Genomic DNA, 19,017 nt, shown 5'->3' on the forward strand with positions numbered 1-19,017 from the left:
AGTACGTTGAAAACGAGCTCAATGATCGGCCGAGGAAGACGCTAGAATGGCGTACGCCCGCGGAGCGGATGCGGGAGGTCCTTGAGGCCTGAGCACACCGGTGTTGCAACCACCCCCTGAAACCGCCCGAATGGCCCAATCTGAAACACATGGCCCAGAGATTCCAGGGGCGCGACCTCAGGGAAATGCGACGGCCATGCGCGGGGCCGGGCTGCGGCGGGCGCGCAGCACCACGCAGGCGGTGATGACCGCGGCCGGCAGCAGCACCAGGTGCGGCAGGGAGATCACCCAGTTGCCAGTGACCAGCCCGTAGGTCAACCAGCAGGTGCTGGCCGCGGCGGTGAACCACTGCATTGCCACCGACACCCCGCTGGAGCGCTCGGGGGCGGCCAGCACGCGGAACAGCTGCGGCAGGGAGGCGATGGCCGCGATCCCCACGGCCAGCACGGTGAAGATCACGGGGCTGATCATGACGATCACCGAGGACACCGCGACGGCCACCACCAGGCCCGTCCACATGGTCCAGGCCGCCCGGCGGGAGACATGGCGCCGATCCCGGGAGACGAAGAATGCGACGGCCAGCAGTCCCAGACCGGCCGGCGCCTGGCCGATGAACAGGGTCGGGTCGTGCAGGCGCACCGCATAGGCCGACCACAGGGCGCGCGCCAGGAAGCCGATCAGCACGGTGCCGATCGCAACGCCCTCGGCGCCCACGCGCGCGGCGCGCCACACCTGGGGCCAGGCCAGAAAGACATTGAAGATGATTCCAAGGGTGCCCAGCACCATTGCCAGAAGCCACATATGGCAAATATAAGCGAGATATGAAATTTCCGGTAGGCCGTGTCCGGCGCTCAGGACCGGAGCTCGCCCCTGAATCTCGCGACCAGGGCTCAGCCGTGCTCCACAGAACCGCAGATTCAGGGTAGCCTGTGCTGCATGGTGAATGTCGATCGCGTAATCACGAAGCTGTGGCGGATCAAAGACCACCCCGTCGTGGTGGAGTCCATCGAGTACCTCAACGACTACTACCTGCGCATCCGATTCCACGCGCCGGACCTCGTGGCGGACCTCGACGTGTTCCCCACCGCCTGGTTCCGCCTCTGGGCCCCACGACAGGAGGACACCAGCCAGGACACGATGCGCGCCTATACCTTCTCCGCGGTGGACCGGGCCGCCGGCACCTTCGACGCCGACTTCGTGCTGCACGCCACCGGTGCGGCCACCGACTGGGCCAAGCACGCCCAACCGGGCCAGGAGTCCCTTGTGGCACTCACCCCGGCACAGCCCAAGGTCCCGGCGGGGACCTCGGCGTATGTGCTGGTGGGAGACCTGACTGCGCTGCCGGCGATCAACACGTGGATCGCGGATACCCCGGCCGACCAGGCGATCACGGTGGCGATCGAGGACGATCACGCCGATCGCACCGGCCTGCCCATCGCCACTCACCCGCGCCTCGACCTGCACTGGATCGAACCGGCCGCGAACGAGCCCAAGGGCACAGAACTGGCAGCGTGGCTGCGCACCCTGCCGACCCCGCAGCCGGACACCTATGTGTGGGGCGCCGGGGAACGCGCCCTGGTCCGCGCGGTCAAGCAGCACGCCAAGGAGACCTGGGGCATGCCGCGCGGCACCTACTTCACGCAGTACTACTGGATCGAGGGCAAGGCCGGGCACTGATCCGCGCCGGCCCAGCCCCCGCTCAGGCGACCGGGAGCGAGGTCCGGACCGCCGTCGAGGCGAGCGCCCGAGCCTGACGGTGGTACCACTTGCGCTCGGTGGCACGAGATGCGCGCGCATCTGCTGCCACTGTGCGCAAGTGGTACCACCCGCGCACTCGCCCCTGCCACCGCCCGGCGCTGTCACCCATCCGTTACCCGCACCCGGTAGCCTGGCCTGCATGAAGACCGTAGCCAGCATGACCGCATTCGCCCCCGACCGCCCGCTCGAGAAGTCCACCGTGGACCGCCGCGACCTGCGCGCCCACGATGTCATGATCGCCATCGAGTACTCCGGCATCTGCCACTCCGACATCCACACCGTGCGCGACGAATGGGGCGGCTGCCGCTATCCCATGACGCCGGGCCACGAGATCGTCGGCCGGATCAGCGAAATCGGCCCGGCCGTCACCGATTTCGCGGTGGGCGACAGGGTGGGCGTCGGCTGCCTGGTCGACTCGTGCGGGGAGTGCGAGTTCTGCCTGGCCGGGCAGGAGGAGAACTGCTCGGGCGGCAAGGCCGGCACCTACAACTCGGTGGACCTGGTCGACGGCTCGATCACCCAGGGCGGCTACTCCACCCACATCCCGGTCAAGGACGACTTCCTCATCCGCATCCCGGAATCGCTGGACCCCGCAGCCGCGACTCCCCTGCTGTGCGCCGGGATCACCACGTACAAGCCGCTGGCGCGCTGGGGCGCGGGACCGGGCAAGCGGGTCGCGGTGGTGGGCCTGGGAGGGCTGGGCCATGTGGCGCTCAAGCTGGCCGTCGCCATGGGCGCCGAGGTCTGGGTCGTCTCCCACTCCCATGCCAAGGACGACGATGCGCTGCGGTTCGGGGCGGCGGGCCTGATCCACACCGGGGACGACCCCGCGGCCCTGCGGGCGCACCCATCGGAGTTCGACCTCATCATCAACACGATCTCCGCACAGTTCGAACCGGCCGACTATATGCGGATGCTGGGGCCCAATGGCGCGATGGTGCTGGTAGGGCTGCCCCCGGAGGACCTGCCGGTGCCGGCCGGATCCCTGACCGGCGGTTCGAAGGTCCTGGCGGGCTCGAACATCGGCGGGATCAAGGAGACCCAGGAGATGATCGACTTCTGCGCCGCCCACGGGGTCACCGCGGAGATCGAACTGATCAACGCCGACCAGATCAACGAGGCCTACGACAGGGTCGTCGCCTCCGATGTGCGCTACCGCTTCGTGATCGACGCCGCGACGTTCTAAGACGGTCACGGACGGTGGCTCCACAAATGCACGCGTGGCTTGAAAACTCACGATTTTTCGAGCCACAGATACATTTGTGGAGCCACTCCGGCATGGCGCAGGCACCCAACCCGAGGCGCACCCGACTTGCGAGAGCCACTCCGGCAAGGCGCGGGCACCCAAGGAAGTACGGCTAGAGCTCCGGTTTGCGCGCGGTCGCCGTCGAACCCACGCTGGCGCCCACCACCAGGGCGATCGCCGCCAGACCCAGTACGCCGATGCTCTGGCCCAGCAACAACCAACCGGCCAGGGCCGCGATCGCGGGTTCCACGCTCAGCAGCACCCCGAACGCGGCCTTGGGCAGCCTGCGCATGGCGGAGAACTCGAGCGAATAGGGCAGCACCGAACTCATCACCGCCACGGCCAGGGCCATGAGCAGCAATTTCGGATCGGCGCTCAGATGGGGCACGGTGGCGGGCACGAACGGCAGGCTGAGCGCCCCGCCGATGCTCACGCCCACCGCCAGACCCGCCTTGCCGGGCACCACGCGGGATGTCTTCTCCCCCACCAGCACGTACATCGCCCAGAAGCCGCCGGCCACCAGCACCAAGACGACGCCGATCGGGTCCAGCGCCTTGCCTGCGCCCGCGTGCACCCCGGAGACGGCCAGCAGGTCGCGCACGAAGAACAAGGCGATACCCGCCAGGGCCAGGCCGGTCCAGGCGAAGTCGGCGGCCCTGCGGGACAGGCAGGCCGCCAGGACCAGGGGACCCAGGAATTCGATCGCCACGGCCACACCCAGGTCCAAACGGGCCAGGGCCGCGTAGAAGAAGCCATTCATCCCCGCCAGCACCAGGCCGTAGAGGACGACCGCACGCCACTGTTGCCCGGTGAATCGCCAGAACTTGGGCCGGAAGACCAGCAACAGGATCAGCCCGGCCAGGCCCAGCCGCAGCCCTGTGGTCCCCCAGCTGCCCAGCACCGGGAACAGTTGCACGGCGAAGGCCGCGCCGAACTGCAGGGACAGACACGACCCAAGGACGAACAGCGCACCCTGTACGGGGCGGTGGCGGGGGCCGAGCGCGCCGGGGCCCGGAGCGGTGCCCAGCGCAGTACCGGACGCACCAGAGACACCACTGGCACCGACGATTCCAGTGTTTCCGGCGCCGGCGGGAACGATGGGCAAAGAGGCCGTAGAGGGCCCGGGGACTTCAAAAGAGGAGGTGGTCACGAATCAATATTCGCGCTCGTAAACGGATAAATCTAGTTAACGTTTATGATGCGAATAGGTGATCTTCACTAATGTTTCCAGGAGGCCCCGTGCTCAACCTCAAACACCTGCGGGTGCTCCACGAACTGGCCCGGCAGGGCACCTTGGCCAAGACCGCCCAGTCCCTGCACTTCACGCCGTCCGCGGTGTCCCAACAGCTCTCCGCCCTGCAGCGCGAGGCCGGGGTGCCGCTGCTGGAACATGTCGGCCGCCGAGTGCAGCTGACGCCGGCGGCCCAGCAGTTGGTGGAGCACACCCAGGCCGTGTTCGACCGTTTGGCCCTGGCCGAGTCCGAACTCGCCGCAGCGCAGGACCGCCCACGCGGCAAGATCCGCGTAGCGTCCTTCCACACCGTGCTCCTGGAGATCGCCCCGCTGGCCCTGTCGAAGCTGGCCAGGTCCGCACCGGAGCTCGACGTCCAGCTGATCCACCAGGAGGTCGAGGCCGGGCACTCCGGTCTCTTGGCCCACGACTTCGACCTGGTCCTGGGCGAGGAATACCCCGGTCTGCCGGTACCGGCGCAGCCGGGGGTGCACCGCGAGGACTTCTACACCGACCCGCTGCGCCTGGTCGTGCCGGCACGCGGCATCCCGGGGCCCGCGCCCGCGGACGAGGCCGGCCAGGACCTCGGCGGCGGAGAGGATGCTGTCCCGGATGCCCCGCGGACCCTGGCGGATCTGGCGCAGGCGGCCTGGGCCTTCGAGCCGCCGGGCACGCGGATCTACGAGTGGGCGGCGACGCAGTGCCGCACCGCGGGGTTCCATCCCCGGGTGCTGTTCGAGACCCCGGATCCGCTGCTGCACCTGCAGTTGGTGCGCCGCGGCCACGCGGTCGCCTTCGTGCCGGCGCTGCTGGGCGATGTGCACCTGGCCGGGGTGGTGCCCCTGGACCTGCCGGGACATCCTGCGCGCACCCTGTTCACCGAGGTGCGCGCGGGCAGACAGTCCCATCCTGCGCTGTTGGCGGTGCGCCAGGCCTTCCAACAGGCGGCCGAGGCGCTGACCCGCTCCCCCGCCTCGCGCACCCTGGACGCCTGAACCCGCGGTGGCTCCACAAATGCACGGGTGGCTCGAAAACTCACGACTTTTCGAGCCACTGATGCATTTGTGGAGCCACTCCGGCAAAGCGCGGGCGCCCAACAGGTTAGAGCTCCAGTTTGCGCAGGACGCCGCGCTGGACCTTGCCCGATTCGGTCTTGGGCAGCTGGTCGACGAAGTGCACGCAGCGCGGATAGGCGTGGGCCGAGTAGTTCTCCTTGACCAGCAGCTTGAGCTCGGTGGCCAGGGCGTCCGAGCCGGCGACCCCCGGGGCCAAGACGACGAAGGCCTCGGCCAGTTCGCCGCGCACGCCCGAGGGGTCGGGACGGCCAACCACCGCCACATCGGCCACCGCGGGATGGTTGATGATGACGCTTTCGACGTCGAAGGGCCCGATCCGGTAGCCGGCCATCAGGATGATGTCGTCATCGCGGCTGATGTAGTAGAAGTAGCCGTCCTCGTCCGTCCGGCCCAGGTCGCCGGTCAAGTACCACTGGCCGTCCGCGGTGTAGCGCGTGGCGGTCTTGGCCGGGTCGTCGGCGTAACCCATGAACCACAGCATGGGGCTGTCGGCGGCGAATGAGATGACCCCGTCGCGGATCGTGCCCTCGATACCGGGCAGCGGCGTGCCCATGGACATCGGCTTGACCTGGGTTTCGGCGACCGGGTTCCAGTGCGTGCAGATGAGCATGCCGGTCTCGGTCTGGCCGTAGTGATCGCGCACCTCGGACCCGAGGACGCGCTGCGACCATTCGGTCACATCGGCCGTCAGCGGCTCACCGGCCGAGGACGCGACCCGCAGCCGGGCGGTGGTCGGCAGGCCCGACTTCGACAGCGCTCGGTACACCGTGGGCGCCGAGGCGAAGTTCGTCACCTGGAACTTCTCCATCACCGCGAAGGTCGATTCGGGGGTGAAGTGCATATGGTGCAGGATGTTCTTCAGCCCGCGGATCAGTGGGCCGACGATCCCGTAGTACAGGCCGTAGGCCCAGCCGGGATCGGCGTTGTTCCAGAACACGTCGTCGGCCCGCTGGTCCAGGCTGACCTCGTGATAGGCGTGGAAGGCGGCCATCGCGCGGATCGGCACCGGCACGCCCTTCGGGCTGCCGGTCGTGCCGGAGGTGTAGAGCTGCAGGAACGGGGCATCGGGCCCCAGCGACGCCGAGGTCTCCAGCGGTTCCGCGGCCTCCGCGGCTGCGAAATCCGGGCCGGCCACGAGTTTCTGGATGTCCGGCAGACCGGCGAGCTTCTCCACCTGGCCGGGTTCGGTGACGACGAGCTTGGCGCCGGCGGCCTGCATCCGCATCTCGACCGCACCGTGGGCGAAGGCGGTGAACAGGGGGATGTAGACCGCGCCGACCCGGGCCAGGGCCAGCAGGGTCACGGGCAGTTCCGCGCGCTTGGTCAGCAGCACGCCCACCCGGTCACCGACCCCGATCCCGCGCTCGTGCAGGGTGGTGGCCAGCCGGGCCGAGCGGTCGTGGAGTTCGCCGAAGGTCATCTCGCGGCTGGACAGATCGTCGTCGACCAGGGTGAAGGCGACGGTGGCCGGATCGTGCCGGTCGCACATGAGGTACGCGGCATTGGCGTCGGGGCCCGCGTACTGGGCCAGGAGGGAATCGACATAATCGGGCGCAATCGCCATGGGGACCTTCTCGCATACTGTCGGTGGGCCCCGCCGGGGCGTAGGTGCCCCGAACGGCCCACCGACCGGTTCGATGTTCCCTGCCATGGTGGCACCCGGGGCCCGGAAATGCGCCGAACGTCCACATGGGGATATTTCGGTAACGGACCCGGTAACCGGGGCCTGCAGCGGGTACTCCGCGTGTCCTGGGTCTCAGGAAACGGCCCCTGTTCGCGGGTGGGGCCTCGCTGTAGGATACAAGGAATCCTGCCGTAAAGGACATGTTGGGAGGACACCATGCGGGATATCATCCTCGCATTCGCCCTGGGCATCGGTTTCGCCTGCAGCGTGCTGGCGGGCACGTCCGGACCCGGCTTCGGTCCGCGGGTGATACTGCTGGTCGTCGTCTTCCCGGCGGTCGCTCTGACCGGAATCATCGTCCTCGCAGTGCAGCACAGACGGGCGGGCGACCGGCGATGAAACAGGACTTCCGACCGCTGTGAACCAACGCTTCACCGCCACGCCTCACAACCCCTCGGGCGAACCCTCCGGGGCGACGGCCGAGACCGAGAGCCTGCGGATCCCGCCCAGTTCCCACTCCTTGAAGATCTCCGCGGTGTCCGCGTCATCGCCCAACAGCACGATGCCGCAGTCCCCGCCGCCGGCGCCGGACGGCTTGGCCGCCCCGCCATGACGTTCCGCGGTCTCGCACAGGGCCTCGAGTTCGGCTGTCTCGATGCTCGAACCGGCCGCCTTGCCCAGGCCCTGCAGCAGCAGGCGGGCGCGGCGGATGCCGGCCAGGACCTCGGCGGTGCCGGCGGTATCCCCGGCCTCCCAGGCGGCGATCAGGTCCGCGACGCAGGCGCGGGTCTCGTCGAGGAAGGTCGCATAGCTCGCGGCGAATTCGGGCTCGGCCTTCTTCACCCGCGTGACCAGGCGCTCGGTCGAGGCCGGGGATCCGGTCCACCCCACCAGCAGGCGCAGGCCGGGCGGATGCGGCAGGCGGCGCACCTTGCACAGGTCCCATTCCGAAGCCGTCAGGGCCTCGCGCACGGTGGACACGGCCGCCCGCAGGCGCAGAGCCTCGCGGTCGGGCGAGGTGTAGGCGATCCAGCCGCCGAAGGTGCTGGTCGCGACGTCCCCGCCGCTGGCCGCCGGAGCCACCTGGATCGTGGTGAGCATCGCCAGTTTGAAGCGCTCCACGCGGGACAGACCCATTTCGTAGAACTCCTCGATCGCGGCGATCACCGCAACGGCTACGGCGGCCGAGGACCCCAGGCCGAACTTCCGCCCGGACTTGTCGTCCAACTCGCTTTCGATCGCGATGTCGAAGTAGCGCGGCTCGAGGTTCAGCTCCGCGCGCAGCCGCTCCATCAGGTTGATCGCCGCGACCACATAGTCATAGGGATTGTGTTCGAGGATGATCCCGTCGCCGTTGGGGTCGCGCTCCCACACCAGCGGCGCGCGGCCGTACTCGCTGGAGATGACGCGGCCCTGATCGGCCGTGCCAGGGGTCAGGCGCACGGTCAGGTAGCGGTTGACGGCCACCAGCAGAGCGGTGTGGCCCGGTTCCACCACGGCGTATTCGCCTGCGATGTACAGTTTGCCCGGCGCGCGGGTCTCGATCACGGCCGAGCTCATTTCGTTCCCTCCGCAGTCGCTTGCGCAATCGTCGTTTGCGCGCTTGTCCCCGCGTCCGAGGCGGCCGCTCCGGCGCTCCCCGCGCCGGCTGTCCCCACGGCGGCCAGCGCCTCCTCCAGCGTCGTGGCGTCGACCAGCGCTGCGCCGGGGCCGGGGCCCACCACGCGCACTGCCCCGGCGTCGCCGATCACGGCGGTCGCGGCCTCGGCCACGGCAGCGGCATCCTCCGGGGTGGTCAGGATCGCGACGTTCGGGCCCGCGTCCGCGGTGCCCCAGGCCTGCAGCCCGGCCGCGCGCAGGCGAGCGCACTCGTCGAACAGCGCGATGGACGCCGGCTGCAGGTAGCGGATCGGCGGTTCGCAGGACTGGATGAGCGCGTGCATACGCATCGCGTGGGTCTCTGTGAGCGCTCCGATGCGTTCGAAGTCTCCGGCGGCGCAGGCGGCCTGCATATCCTGCAGGCTCTGTTCGGTCGAGGTGATCCAGGCGGGGTAGAACGGGCTGGTCGCAGCGGTCGCGCGCATCGCAGTGCGGCTGGACACGGCCTTGGTGCGCCCATCGACGGTGACGATGACCAGGCGCATGTCCGGAGCAGCCAGGGCCTCGGCGAAACAGCCTGCGTCGGCGGCCCGACCCATGCCCTCGCCCGCGTGCCAGATCGCGGTGCCAGGGATGATCGAGCGGCTCGCCGAGCCGGAGCCGCGGCGGGCCAGGCGGGACAGTGCCGCGGAGTCCAGCTCGAGGCCATAGGCGGCCGAGGCGGCGGTGGCCAGCGCTGCGAATCCGGCGGCCGAGGACGCGAGTCCGGCACCGGTGGGAGCCTCATTGTGGCTGCGCACCCGGGCGGCGCGGCCGGCGGTGGGCAGTCCGGCCTCGGCGGCCAGGGCGCGCACCACGTCGAGGAACGCGGTGACGCGAGCGGTCGCCTTGGCGTCGGCGGGCGCCCCGCCCAGTTCGAAGGTGTCGGCGGGCGAGGAGGAGGTGCCGTCGGGCACAGCGGCTGTGGGCACAGCGTCGGCGAGCGTCACCTCGGTCGTGGTGGCGAAACCGTCCAGAGTCAGCGACATTGAGCCGGCCACCGGCAGCATCCAGGCCTCGTCGCGCTTACCCCAGTACTTGATGAGTGCGATGTTCGGATGCGCCCGTGCGATCGCGTGGCCCGGCGTCGCGTCTCCCGGCGCAGCCTTTTCCGGCGCGACATCTCCCGGCGCAGCCTTTTCCGCCGCGGAGTCTCCCGGTACCGCGTGCCCGGCCGCAGTCGTCGTGCTCGTCATATCGCGTTCACCGTCGTCTTCCAGGTTCGTGCGGCGCCGGCGCGCAGCAATGCGGTTTCGATCGTGCGGGCGGAATCGTCCTGCGCGGCATCCGTGTCCCCGGCTGCCAACGCGACAATGCAGCCGCCGCGGCCCCCGCCGGTCAGCTTGGCGCCCAGCGCACCGGCGTCCTGCGCGCAGCCGACCAGGGTGTCAAGGCCCGGGGTGCTGATACCCAGACCCGCCAACAGGGAGTGCACCCGGGTCATCCGGGTACCCAGGCGGACGTCATTGCCCTGGCCCAGGTCCCCAGCTGCGGCGTACGCGTGTTCGGTCAGTGCACCCAGAGTCTTGTCGAAGAACGACGGGTCGGCATCGTGGCGGGCGCGTACCTGGGCGACCGCGGTGGAGGTGGAGCCGGGCACGCCGGAGTCGGCCAGCACGAAGGTCAGCGGCCTGCCCACCCGCAGTGGCGAGGCGACGCGGTTCTGGAAGCTGATGGGACCCTCGGACACCACGGTGTTGGGGTCCAGGCCCGAGGACGAGCCGTGCGCCACGCATTCGGCCTGGCGGATGATCTCGAGGAACTCGGGCCGGTCCAGGGAGTCCTCGGAGGTCTCCGTCAAGTCCATGAAGGCGCGCACGATCGCGGCCCCCACCGCCGCCGAGGACCCCAATCCGCGCTCATAGGGCACTGAGGAGTCGATCCGTAGAGTCATATCCGCATCCAGCACCGACACGTGGCGGGAAGCGGTGTTCGGTGCCAGGCGCTTGCCCGCGATCCGCAGGGCGGTGAGCACCGGGGCCAGACGCTCGGGGGCGTCCTTGGCCTCGCCGGTGTAGAGCTCGCATTCCAGGGCCAGGCCGGCCCCGGGCTCGCGCGAGGTGATGCTGGCGGTGGCCGCCAGGGCGCGCACGGGGATGGCGATGGCCGGCGCCCCGTAGTTCACGGCGTGTTCGCCGAACAGAATGGCCTTGGCGTGCGCGCGGCCGCGCGCGGGAAAGTGCAGCAGATCGCCCTGCAGGACCGAGGTCCGAGCCGGGTCGGAGCCGGTGAACCCGGTGGCAGCCGGCGGAGCCGCCGACGGGTCTGCGGGCACAGCGCGTCCCTCCGCTTGCATATCCGACCCCATCCGGCCCTTTCCTTCCAACTGCGGTCTGGGCCCGAGCCCAGGGCGACAGACGACTGGTTCTTCAACTGTCCCAGTGTACGCACCGGCCCTGAACCCTCCCTGCGGCTGTCCAAGAGGCCTTCATCACAGGCGGCCCTGGCGGGTACCGCTACGCAGCGCGGCACAGACAGCGCCCGGACACCGTAAACACCACTTCAGCGCGCGAATGACTTGCTGCAGCAGGTAATCCGCGCGCCAAGGTGGTGTCTATGGACGTGCTTCAGTCCGCCCGCCTCAGTCCGCCAGGGTCTCGCGGGTCGCCGGACGCTCCACCACGGTGCCCGGATCGAACTCGCCCTTCGCGTGGCGGCCGGACAGCAGCCCCGTCAGCGCCACGATGATGGAGACGGCCATGATGATGGCCAGCGGCAGGGTGGATTCGCCGGCGATGCCCACCAGGCCTGATGCCACACCGGCGATGACGAACTGCAGCAGCCCCAACAGGGCCGAGGCCATTCCAGTGGACCCGGCGGGGACCTCTCCCATGGCCAGTGCCGTGGAGTTGCCCAGCACCAGACCCAGCGGAGCGATTGCGACGAACAGCGGGACGATGAGCGTCACGGCCGGCGCACCCACCACTGTCAGAACGACGACGGCCAGGATGCCCACGGCGCTGATGAGCTCGCCGATCAGCGTGACGCGGCGCAACGGGAACTTCCCGGCCAGCTTGCCGGCGATCGCCCCGCCGATCATCATGCCCACAGCGTTGACCGCGAACATCAGGCCGTAGGCGACATGCCCCATGCCGATCATCTGCTGGTAGATGAACGGGGAGGCGGAGATATAGCCCATGAGCACGCCCATCGCGAAGCCGAAGGACAGCAGATTGCCCACGAAGTGACGCCGACCCAGGGCCTTCGAGGCGCCCGGCTGCTTGTTCGCCAGGCGCTCGGCCCGGACCTCGGCCGGCAGGGATTCGCGCAGGAACGCGAAGGTCATGATGAGCACGACGGCGGCCAGCGCCGCGACGATCGCCAGCAGGCCGCGCCAGCCCAGGGAAGCGGCCAGGGTGGACCCCAGCAGCGGGGCGATGACGGGGGCCACCCCGCCGATCAGGACCATGACGTTGAGCGCCTTGGCAGCGGCAGCACCGGTCTGGAGGTCGAGGATCATCGCACGGCCGATCACCATGCCGGACGAGGCGCCGATGCCCTGCAGGAGGCGCGCGATGACGAGCACGGCCACGCTGGGCGCGCACACCGACACGATGCTGGCGACCAGGTAGAGCACCAGGCCGGAGACCAGCGGGACCATCCTGCCCTTGCGGTCCGACCACGGTCCGAAGATCACCTGGCCCACGCCGGAGCCCAGCAGGAATGCGGTCAGGGACAGCTGCGCGCCAGTCGTGGTGGTGTGCAGATCGGTGACCATATCCGGCAGGGCGGACAGGTAGAGGTCGGTGCTCAGGGGCGCGGCCGCGTTGAGGACGGCCAGGGTGATCAGGCCGATGACGCTGAGCCGGGTCACAGTCCCGGACGCCGTGGTGGGGTGGTTCATGATGCCTTTCGACGGTGTTCCGTCGGATGCGGCGGATGAGAGAGCGCGTGGGAGCCACTGCAGGAGTCGGCAGTGGGAATCACGCTAGATGGTTATGGTTTAACAACCAATTCAAGCTTAGAATCTAACACATGAACACGCAGCGCGTAAGCGGAAGTGACCCAGCCGACGCCACGGGAGCAACGGGAGCTGGGACCGCCTCGGCCCCTCACGCAGAGTCGGCTGAGGACGCCTCTGCTCTGGTCGACATCGCCGAGGCCGTGCAGCACCTGGCGCGCAAACTCTCCGCCCGGGTGCCGGCCGACGACGGGCTGGACCCGCTGACGCCCCTGGAGACCCTGGTGCTGCAGAGCATTCAGCGCAACCCGGGCATCGCGCCCTCGGCCCTGGCCCAGAATCTGCGGATCCAGCGCTCGAACACCTCGGTGGCTGTGCGCAGGCTCGAAGAGCTGGGCCTGGTCGTGCGGGCCAGGGATCCGCAGGACGGCCGGAGGATCGGGCTGGAGCTGACGGACAAGGCGCGGACCAATCTGCGCCGCATCCAAGCAGCCTGGCAACACCTGCTGGGAACAGGTGAAGGCGCAGGTGCCGGACCCAGCCCCGCCGACCTCCTGACCACCGCCCGCACCCTGCAAGCCCTGGATGCACGCCTGGCCGAAACGCATTTTGTACCCCCAGTCCCTTAACACCGCTGAGTTCAGGGGTGTTAAGGGACTGGGGGTACAAAATGCGGAATCGTTACCCGCGCGCCGCGCGCCAGCGGGTGGCCACGCCGCCGGCCACCCGCCGCCAGCTGACGTCGCGGATGAAGATCGAGTCGATCGCGATCATCGCCAGGGAGAACCAGGGCAGACCCATGAGCACGCCGATGGCCACATGGAAGAACATGATGTCCGCCAATCCGACCAGCCGAGTGGGGCGCGAGAGCAGTGCCAGCAGGAAGGTCATCTGCAGGATGATCGAGCCCCAGGTCGCCGCCGCCACCGCGGGTCCCCAGGCGGTGGCCAGATCGGACAGCACCGGCCAGGTGCCGAACCGCGCGGTGTGTAGCGGGTTGTACACGGCATAGCCCTGCTGCCACGGCGCGCCCTCGGCCTTGTACAGGGCACCCGAGGCGTAGACGAAGGCCACCTGCAGGGTCAGCGCCACCAAGGTCAGATTGTGCAGAACCGTGCCGATCTGGTTTCCGGAACTCCCCTCGTCGCTCCAGGCGCGCCGCCAGGCGGGAACCCGGGAGCGGTCCGCGGCCTCGCGCGCCCGGCGCCGGGCATCGAGCGACCAGCGGGCGGCCGGGTCTGCGAAGAACAACAGGATCAGCGCGATGCGGAACATATTGTCACCCTGATCGCCGACCATATCGTTCATCTCGATGAAGCCGATCCACAGTACGAAGAAGATCGGGTGCACGATCCGGAAGCGCCAGCCCAGTACGAACAGCACGGCTAGAACCGTCAGGACCAGATACCAGAAGGTCAGCCAGAAGTCCGAGCCAGCAACATTGTGGAACAGACTGAACAGCCAGATCTTGGGGAAATCACTGACCGGCTGGCGCATTTCGCCGTTCCAGGCCGAGCCGGAGCCGAAGGTGTAGAGCCGGGTGTTCCAGTTCGTCGCCAGGATCCCCAGGGCCGTCAGGCCGAACAGGATACGGGTCACGGCCAGGCCGTACAGGGCCTTCTTACCGGTGAAGAGCCAATCCTCGACGAAGGCCACGATCCGGCCCACGGTCTCACGGAAGGCCCGCCAGAGTCCTGCGATCAGACTGCCGATGAAGGTCGCGATGGATGACAACAGGTTCACTTCGACATCCTCTCGTAGGCACGCACGAAGGTCTTGCGGAAGTTCTCGTCATTCTGTCCCTGCTCGACGACCGGTGCCCTCCAGCCGGGCAGCACCACCACGGGATCTGGCCGCTTGGCATCCGGATCGTGCCGCTTCTCGAAGGGCACCACGTTCTGCCGTGACACCCGGTACTGCACACGCTTGACGTCCTCGCCCCAGATCGCCCTGGCCACCTGCGTGGCATAGGCGGTGGAGCGGTGCTCCTGCGCGGCCAGTTCTGTGCGCTTGGCGGCCGGGGACTGGCGGGTGGATTTTCCACTGTCGGCCGCAGGGGCCGCGCCCGGTTTGGCTGCCAGCGCCGCCTCCAGCCCCACTTCCCAGTTCGAGGCGGTGAAGTCCCCGCGCACAATCGCCTTCTCCCTGTCCGTCAGCCCGTCGAAGGAATCCTTGTACGCCGAGGCCAGCTCATTGGACTGGATACCGGCCCGCGGCGGAGCCAGGTTGTAGCGGATCATGGAGATCTCCACGTCGGTGGCGCTGACCCAACCGGTGGTGGTGTCCTTGCCATCGGCGCCGGGGACGATCGCGCGGACGTTGAAGTGATAGTCGCCGTTGATCGGCTCGGGGGCGAAGACCGACCAGGACTGCCCGAAGAACGGCAGCATGTACTTGCTCAGCGTATTGCCAGGGACGACCTCGCGCGCGCTGGAGGAATAGGGGGCGATCCACAGGAAGGACGCCAGGATGTGCCAGGCCGTCAGAAGCACCGCGAGCCAGGCGACGATGCGGACCCAGGTCTTGCGGCGCGGGGCCGGGTCGCCGGGACCATCTGCCGCGGTCGCAGTCGCGGTTGCGACTGCGGTCGCAGTCGCAGTCGCTTCGGCCGTGTCATCTGCAGCCGCTGCAGTCTGGGCCCCGCTGGACTCACCGGGCCGAGCGGACTCCGGCTGTTCTGAGTTCACTGCGCTTCTCCTCAAGGACATGTGATGAACACTGGACGCCATCGGCTTGCACGTTACACGGCCCGGTGGCACCCCGGCGCGGACGCGGGACGCGGACCGGACGAGGGTCAGACGCAGGCCGGGTGAACTTCGCGCTCCGGGGCCCGGCATCCACTAGGTTAGACACCATGGTAGATAACGCCGCGGTCGTCGGCGCCGGGCCCAATGGCCTGGCAGCCGCCGTCACCCTGGCCCGCGCCGGGGTGCCGGTGACCGTCTTCGAAACCGCCGACACGATCGGCGGCGGCACCCGGACCAGGGAGCTCGTGGCACCGGGGGTGCTCCACGATGTGTGCTCGGCGATCCACCCGATGGCGCTGGCCACAGGATTCTTCCGCGCCTTCGAGCTGACCCGCCGGATGGACTTCGCGGTCCCCGTCGCCTCCTACGCCAATCCCCTGGACGATAGCCCGGGCCGAGCCGCGGCGCGCGGGGCGGGTCGGCCCGCCGCGATCGCCTACCGGGACCTCGGCCGCACGGTGGCGGAACTGGGCGTCGACGGCCCCTCCTACGCCCGCTATTACCGGCCCCTGCTGGAACATCTGGAAGAAGTGCTGGACTTCGGACTGGGCGGCTCGATGCTGCGGATCCCGGGCACCGGGCCCGGCCCCGCACACCTCCGCCTGCCCGGGACGGAGGGCTCGGACCCGAGCGTGGGCGGAGGGCTCGGCGCTGCTGCCGTGAACCTTGGGTCCGGCATCCGCGGGGCCGCGGCCGGAACCCTGGCGACCGGGCTGCGCACGCTCGAACAGGGCACCCACCTGTGGAACCTGCGCTTCGCCGAGGACGCGGCGCCGGCGCTGATCTCCGGAGTCGCGACCCACAGCATCGGGACCATGCCGTCCCTGGCCACCGCGGCCGTGGGCGTGATGCTCGGCGCACTGGGGCACGCGAGCGGCTGGCCGGTGCCCATCGGCGGCTCCCGCGCGATCACCGACGCCCTGGCCGCCGACCTGCTGGCCCACGGCGGGGTGATCGAGACCGGCCACCAGGTGACCGGATTGGACGAACTGGCCGGTTTCCACGTCAAGGTGTTCGACACCTCGGCCGCCGGGCTCGAGGCCATCGCCGGGGACGCGCTGCCGGCCGGCTACCGGCGCGCGCTGCGGCGCCAGCGCTTCGGCAACGGGGCGACGAAGGTCGACTTCGTGCTCGACGGGCCGATCCCCTGGGCCGATGAGCGGGTGCACCAGGCGCCCACGGTGCACCTGGGCGGCACCCGCGCCGAGGCCGCCACGGCCGAGCGCACCGTGGCCCGCGGCCGCCACCCGGGCCGGCCCTATGTGCTGCTGGCCCAGCCAACGGCCTTCGATCCGGGGCGCAATCCGGCCGGGGTGCACGCGGTATGGAGCTATACGCACGTGCCGGCCGGGTCCATGGTGGACGTGTCGCGGCAGGTGGTGGCGCAGATCGAGCGCTTCGCCCCCGGGTTCACCGACCGCATCGTGGACATGCGGGTGACGACCGCCGCCGAGCTCGAGGCCTATAACGAGAACTACGTGGGCGGGGACTTCAGCGCCGGTGCCGTGACCATGCGCCAACTGCTGGCCCGTCCGGTGCTCTCCGGGGACCCCTGGCGCATACCTGCCCGGGGTGGTGGCTTGGGCGCGAGTTCGGGCGCGGGTATCTACCTGGGATCCTCGGCCACGCCCCCGGGCCCCGGGGTGACGGGCCTGCCCGGTTGGTACGCGGCCCTGTCCGCGCTGGAGCACGACTACCACCTCCCCACCCCCCACCTCGGTCTCTGAGGGCGGGTGCGCGAGGATGGGTCCATGAGCGAGATCATCGATGCGGGAACCGGCTCGACCGGCGAGGTCCAGATCGACAATGAGAGGTTCCGCGCCACGCGCTGGACGATCGAACCGGGCGGGCACATCCCCATGCACCTGCACGAGTTCGACTACGTCGTGGTGCCCGTCAACGCCGCCACCATGCACGTCACCCAGGCCGACGGCACCGAACTGGACGCCGTGATGGAACCCGGCGTGAGCTACACGCGGACCGCCGGCCAGGAACACATGTGCGCGAACCCCGGCGGGCCGGGCGATCCGGACGTCGTCTTCGTCGAGGTCGAACGACTGAGCTGAAGAACCGAGCGGGACGGCTGAACGCGGCGGTGGACACCGACAAGACGCCTTGTTAGCGTGGATGGCGTTTCAGCACGCAGGACCCGTGCCACGGCCGGCTCCTGGCGATCGCCTGGACACGGTCGCCCCGCGTCGGCCCCGCCCGGGTTCGAACTCCACGACAGGAGGTTCGGACACAATGACATCGGCTTCACAGACCTCACCCGGTCCCCACAACCCAACAGGGCCCGCACCCGCGCCACCCACCGGACCCGATCCGGCCACGGTGCGCAAGGCGACTGCCGCCTCGGCCATCGGAAACGCCACGGAGTGGTTCGACTACAGCCTGTTCGCGGTGTCCGTCGCCTACATCACCCCGCACTTCTTCCCCGGGGCCTACGGCACCGTCCTGACCCTGTTGACCTTTGCATTCTCCTTCGTCGTCCGTCCCCTGGGCGGCGTGTTCTGGGGCCCGATGGGCGATAGGATCGGGCGGCGACACGTACTGTCGCTGACCATCCTGCTGATGGCCGGCTCCACCTTCTGCATCGGCCTGCTGCCGACCCACGACACGGTCGGCATCTGGGCGCCCATCCTGCTGGTCGTCCTGCGCATCGTCCAGGGCTTCTCCTCGGGCGGGGAATACGGGGGCGCCGCGACCTTCATGGCCGAATACGCCCCGAAGCGGCGCCGCGGCTTCTTCGGCAGTTTCCTGGAGTTCGGCACCCTGGCCGGGATGGCCCTGGGCTCGCTCATCGTGCTGCTCGGCGAGCTGACGATCGGCAACGAGGCGATGATGGCCTGGGGCTGGCGCGTGCCCTTCCTGCTGGCCGGTGTGCTGGGCCTGATCGGCCTGTACCTGCGGCTGCGCCTGGACGAATCACCGGTGTTCCAGGAGCTCACGGAGGCCGGCGCGGACGAGAAGGTCGGCGGAGTGTTCCGGATCCTGTTCACCCAGCACTGGCGGCAGCTGCTGATCCTGGCCGGAATGGTGGTGGCCGTCAACGTCGTCAACTACACCCTGCTGACCTATATGCCCACCTATCTGGAGAACCAGGTGGGGATGTCGACCCAGACCTCCCTGACGGTCATGTTCCTGGCCCAGGCGGCGATGATGGTCGTGATCCCCTTCGGCGGGAGGCTCTCCGACCGCGTCGGGCGCAAGCCGGTCTGGTACTTCTCGCTGATCGGGCTGTTCGTCTTCTCCGTGCCCATGTACCTGTTGATCGCGCAGGGCTTCTGGTTCGCACTGTTGGGCTTCGCGGTACTGGGGCTGCTCTACATCCCGCAGCTGTCGACGATCTCGGCGACCTTCCCCGCCATGTTCCCCGCGCAGGTCAGGTTCGCGGGCTTCGCGATCTCCTACAACGTGTCGACCGCGGTGTTCGGCGGCACCGCGCCGGCCGCCAACGACGCGTTGATCTCGGCCACGGGCAATCCCCTGGTCCCGGCCTTCTACATGATGGGCGCCTGCCTGATCGGGCTGGTGGCCACCGTCTTCATGAAGGAGACCACGGGGGCCTCGCTGCGCGGGACGCAACTGCCCGATGCGCAGCGCGAATAGCGCGGGAACACTCGATGTTCCACGTTCGCATCGAGTGGCCGGTTCATGCAGCGCTGCCGTGTGTCATGTCTCAGGACATCGGGGCCACGTGATGTCTCAACCAGGTGTGTCCATTGATGTCTCATGACTTCGTGTCCATCTCGGGTCGATGCGTGTATTTCGGATCGTTGAGGAATCCTCTGGGGCG

17 protein-coding genes are annotated in these 19,017 nt (G+C 69.0%); 8 read left to right on the forward strand and 9 right to left on the reverse strand.

Features of this window, described 5'->3' with window-relative positions; genetic code table 11:
• Window positions 1–177: 177 nt before the first annotated feature.
• Entirely contained in the window at window positions 178–801 is a 624-nt protein-coding gene (locus NQ038_RS14615) for a hypothetical protein (protein ID WP_257048333.1), read from the reverse strand.
• Window positions 802–936: 135 nt separating this feature from the next.
• On the opposite strand from NQ038_RS14615, the gene NQ038_RS14620 reads away from it, so the two are divergent.
• Together NQ038_RS14620 and NQ038_RS14625 are read left to right on the forward strand one after the other, a co-directional pair.
• Window positions 937–1,677, forward strand: coding sequence for a siderophore-interacting protein (locus NQ038_RS14620; protein WP_257048332.1), 741 nt, complete (start codon window positions 937–939; stop codon window positions 1,675–1,677).
• Window positions 1,678–1,897: 220 nt separating this feature from the next.
• On the forward strand, window positions 1,898–2,944 hold the full coding sequence (locus NQ038_RS14625) for an NAD(P)-dependent alcohol dehydrogenase (protein WP_257048331.1): 1,047 nt from the start codon (window positions 1,898–1,900) through the stop codon (window positions 2,942–2,944).
• A 172-nt stretch (window positions 2,945–3,116) separates the two neighbouring features.
• Here the strand turns inward: NQ038_RS14625 and NQ038_RS14630 are convergent, their stop codons facing one another.
• Window positions 3,117–4,154 carry an EamA family transporter gene (locus tag NQ038_RS14630; RefSeq protein ID WP_257062920.1) on the reverse strand — a complete coding sequence of 346 codons (1,038 nt, stop codon included), beginning with the start codon at window positions 4,152–4,154 and terminating at the stop codon, window positions 3,117–3,119.
• Between the two features lie 89 nt (window positions 4,155–4,243).
• On the opposite strand from NQ038_RS14630, the gene NQ038_RS14635 reads away from it, so the two are divergent.
• Window positions 4,244–5,230 (forward strand): LysR family transcriptional regulator, encoded by a 987-nt coding sequence (locus NQ038_RS14635; protein ID WP_257062921.1) that lies wholly within the window; start codon window positions 4,244–4,246, stop codon window positions 5,228–5,230.
• 106 nt (window positions 5,231–5,336) lie between these two features.
• On the opposite strand, the gene NQ038_RS14640 is transcribed toward NQ038_RS14635, so the two are convergent.
• Window positions 5,337–6,875 carry an AMP-binding protein gene (locus NQ038_RS14640; protein WP_257062922.1) on the reverse strand — a complete coding sequence of 513 codons (1,539 nt, stop codon included), beginning with the start codon at window positions 6,873–6,875 and terminating at the stop codon, window positions 5,337–5,339.
• Between the two features lie 276 nt (window positions 6,876–7,151).
• On the opposite strand from NQ038_RS14640, the gene NQ038_RS14645 reads away from it, so the two are divergent.
• Complete coding sequence (locus NQ038_RS14645) at window positions 7,152–7,334, forward strand: hypothetical protein (protein ID WP_257048325.1); 183 nt, start codon at window positions 7,152–7,154, stop codon at window positions 7,332–7,334.
• Between the two features lie 45 nt (window positions 7,335–7,379).
• On the opposite strand, the gene NQ038_RS14650 is transcribed toward NQ038_RS14645, so the two are convergent.
• The 4 genes from NQ038_RS14650 to NQ038_RS14665 all read right to left on the reverse strand — a co-directional run bounded on the left by NQ038_RS14650 (window position 7,380) and on the right by NQ038_RS14665 (window position 12,417).
• Window positions 7,380–8,495: a phosphomevalonate kinase gene (locus NQ038_RS14650; RefSeq protein WP_257048324.1), complete on the reverse strand. Its 1,116-nt coding sequence runs from the start codon at window positions 8,493–8,495 to the stop codon at window positions 7,380–7,382.
• Window positions 8,492–9,769 carry a diphosphomevalonate decarboxylase gene (gene mvaD, locus NQ038_RS14655; RefSeq protein WP_257048323.1) on the reverse strand — a complete coding sequence of 426 codons (1,278 nt, stop codon included), beginning with the start codon at window positions 9,767–9,769 and terminating at the stop codon, window positions 8,492–8,494. The genes NQ038_RS14650 and mvaD overlap by 4 nt, the downstream gene beginning before the upstream one ends.
• Window positions 9,766–10,848 (reverse strand): mevalonate kinase, encoded by a 1,083-nt coding sequence (mvk, locus tag NQ038_RS14660; protein ID WP_257048321.1) that lies wholly within the window; start codon window positions 10,846–10,848, stop codon window positions 9,766–9,768. Before mvk ends, mvaD begins: the two co-directional genes overlap by 4 nt.
• A 306-nt stretch (window positions 10,849–11,154) precedes the next feature.
• Window positions 11,155–12,417: a multidrug effflux MFS transporter gene (locus NQ038_RS14665; RefSeq protein ID WP_257048319.1), complete on the reverse strand. Its 1,263-nt coding sequence runs from the start codon at window positions 12,415–12,417 to the stop codon at window positions 11,155–11,157.
• A gap of 131 nt (window positions 12,418–12,548) precedes the next feature.
• Between NQ038_RS14665 and NQ038_RS14670 the strand changes: the two genes are divergently transcribed.
• Entirely contained in the window at window positions 12,549–13,103 is a 555-nt protein-coding gene (locus NQ038_RS14670) for a MarR family winged helix-turn-helix transcriptional regulator (protein WP_257062923.1), read from the forward strand.
• A 52-nt stretch (window positions 13,104–13,155) separates the two neighbouring features.
• Here the strand turns inward: NQ038_RS14670 and NQ038_RS14675 are convergent, their stop codons facing one another.
• Both NQ038_RS14675 and NQ038_RS14680 read right to left on the reverse strand, forming a co-directional pair.
• Window positions 13,156–14,217, reverse strand: a complete 1,062-nt coding sequence (locus NQ038_RS14675) for an HTTM domain-containing protein (RefSeq protein ID WP_257062924.1) — start codon at window positions 14,215–14,217, stop codon at window positions 13,156–13,158.
• Window positions 14,214–15,161 (reverse strand): DUF5819 family protein, encoded by a 948-nt coding sequence (locus NQ038_RS14680; protein WP_257048315.1) that lies wholly within the window; start codon window positions 15,159–15,161, stop codon window positions 14,214–14,216. Before NQ038_RS14680 ends, NQ038_RS14675 begins: the two co-directional genes overlap by 4 nt.
• Window positions 15,162–15,328: 167 nt before the next feature.
• Here NQ038_RS14680 and NQ038_RS14685 point away from each other — a divergent pair, with 167 nt between their 5' ends.
• The 3 genes from NQ038_RS14685 (at window position 15,329) to NQ038_RS14695 (ending at window position 18,830) form a co-directional block, all read left to right on the forward strand.
• Window positions 15,329–16,948 carry an NAD(P)/FAD-dependent oxidoreductase gene (locus NQ038_RS14685; RefSeq protein ID WP_257048313.1) on the forward strand — a complete coding sequence of 540 codons (1,620 nt, stop codon included), beginning with the start codon at window positions 15,329–15,331 and terminating at the stop codon, window positions 16,946–16,948.
• Window positions 16,949–16,972: 24 nt separating this feature from the next.
• A complete protein-coding gene (locus NQ038_RS14690; RefSeq protein ID WP_257048311.1) occupies window positions 16,973–17,287 on the forward strand; it encodes a cupin in 315 nt (104 codons plus the stop codon).
• A 178-nt stretch (window positions 17,288–17,465) separates the two neighbouring features.
• The gene (locus NQ038_RS14695) at window positions 17,466–18,830 is read left to right on the forward strand and encodes an MFS transporter (protein WP_257048310.1); all 1,365 of its coding nucleotides are present in this window, start codon (window positions 17,466–17,468) and stop codon (window positions 18,828–18,830) included.
• Window positions 18,831–19,017 lie beyond the last annotated feature (187 nt).

This window comes from Brevibacterium sp. 50QC2O2 (assembly GCF_024580675.1).
Lineage (GTDB): Bacteria > Actinomycetota > Actinomycetes > Actinomycetales > Brevibacteriaceae > Brevibacterium > Brevibacterium moorei.

What these genes read in the sequence shown, in the direction of transcription:
- NQ038_RS14615 (WP_257048333.1), bottom strand. Translation starts at nt 801, where the DNA reads ATGTGGCTTCTGGCAATGGTGCTGGGCACCCTTGGAATCATCTTCAAT.
- NQ038_RS14620 (WP_257048332.1), top strand. Translation starts at nt 937, where the DNA reads ATGGTGAATGTCGATCGCGTAATCACGAAGCTGTGGCGGATCAAAGAC.
- NQ038_RS14625 (WP_257048331.1), top strand. Translation starts at nt 1,898, where the DNA reads ATGAAGACCGTAGCCAGCATGACCGCATTCGCCCCCGACCGCCCGCTC.
- NQ038_RS14640 (WP_257062922.1), bottom strand. Translation starts at nt 6,875, where the DNA reads ATGGCGATTGCGCCCGATTATGTCGATTCCCTCCTGGCCCAGTACGCG.
- NQ038_RS14645 (WP_257048325.1), top strand. Translation starts at nt 7,152, where the DNA reads ATGCGGGATATCATCCTCGCATTCGCCCTGGGCATCGGTTTCGCCTGC.
- NQ038_RS14650 (WP_257048324.1), bottom strand. Translation starts at nt 8,495, where the DNA reads ATGAGCTCGGCCGTGATCGAGACCCGCGCGCCGGGCAAACTGTACATC.
- mvaD (WP_257048323.1), bottom strand. Translation starts at nt 9,769, where the DNA reads ATGACGAGCACGACGACTGCGGCCGGGCACGCGGTACCGGGAGACTCC.
- NQ038_RS14665 (WP_257048319.1), bottom strand. Translation starts at nt 12,417, where the DNA reads ATGAACCACCCCACCACGGCGTCCGGGACTGTGACCCGGCTCAGCGTC.
- NQ038_RS14670 (WP_257062923.1), top strand. Translation starts at nt 12,549, where the DNA reads ATGAACACGCAGCGCGTAAGCGGAAGTGACCCAGCCGACGCCACGGGA.
- NQ038_RS14685 (WP_257048313.1), top strand. Translation starts at nt 15,329, where the DNA reads ATGGTAGATAACGCCGCGGTCGTCGGCGCCGGGCCCAATGGCCTGGCA.
- NQ038_RS14690 (WP_257048311.1), top strand. Translation starts at nt 16,973, where the DNA reads ATGAGCGAGATCATCGATGCGGGAACCGGCTCGACCGGCGAGGTCCAG.
- NQ038_RS14695 (WP_257048310.1), top strand. Translation starts at nt 17,466, where the DNA reads ATGACATCGGCTTCACAGACCTCACCCGGTCCCCACAACCCAACAGGG.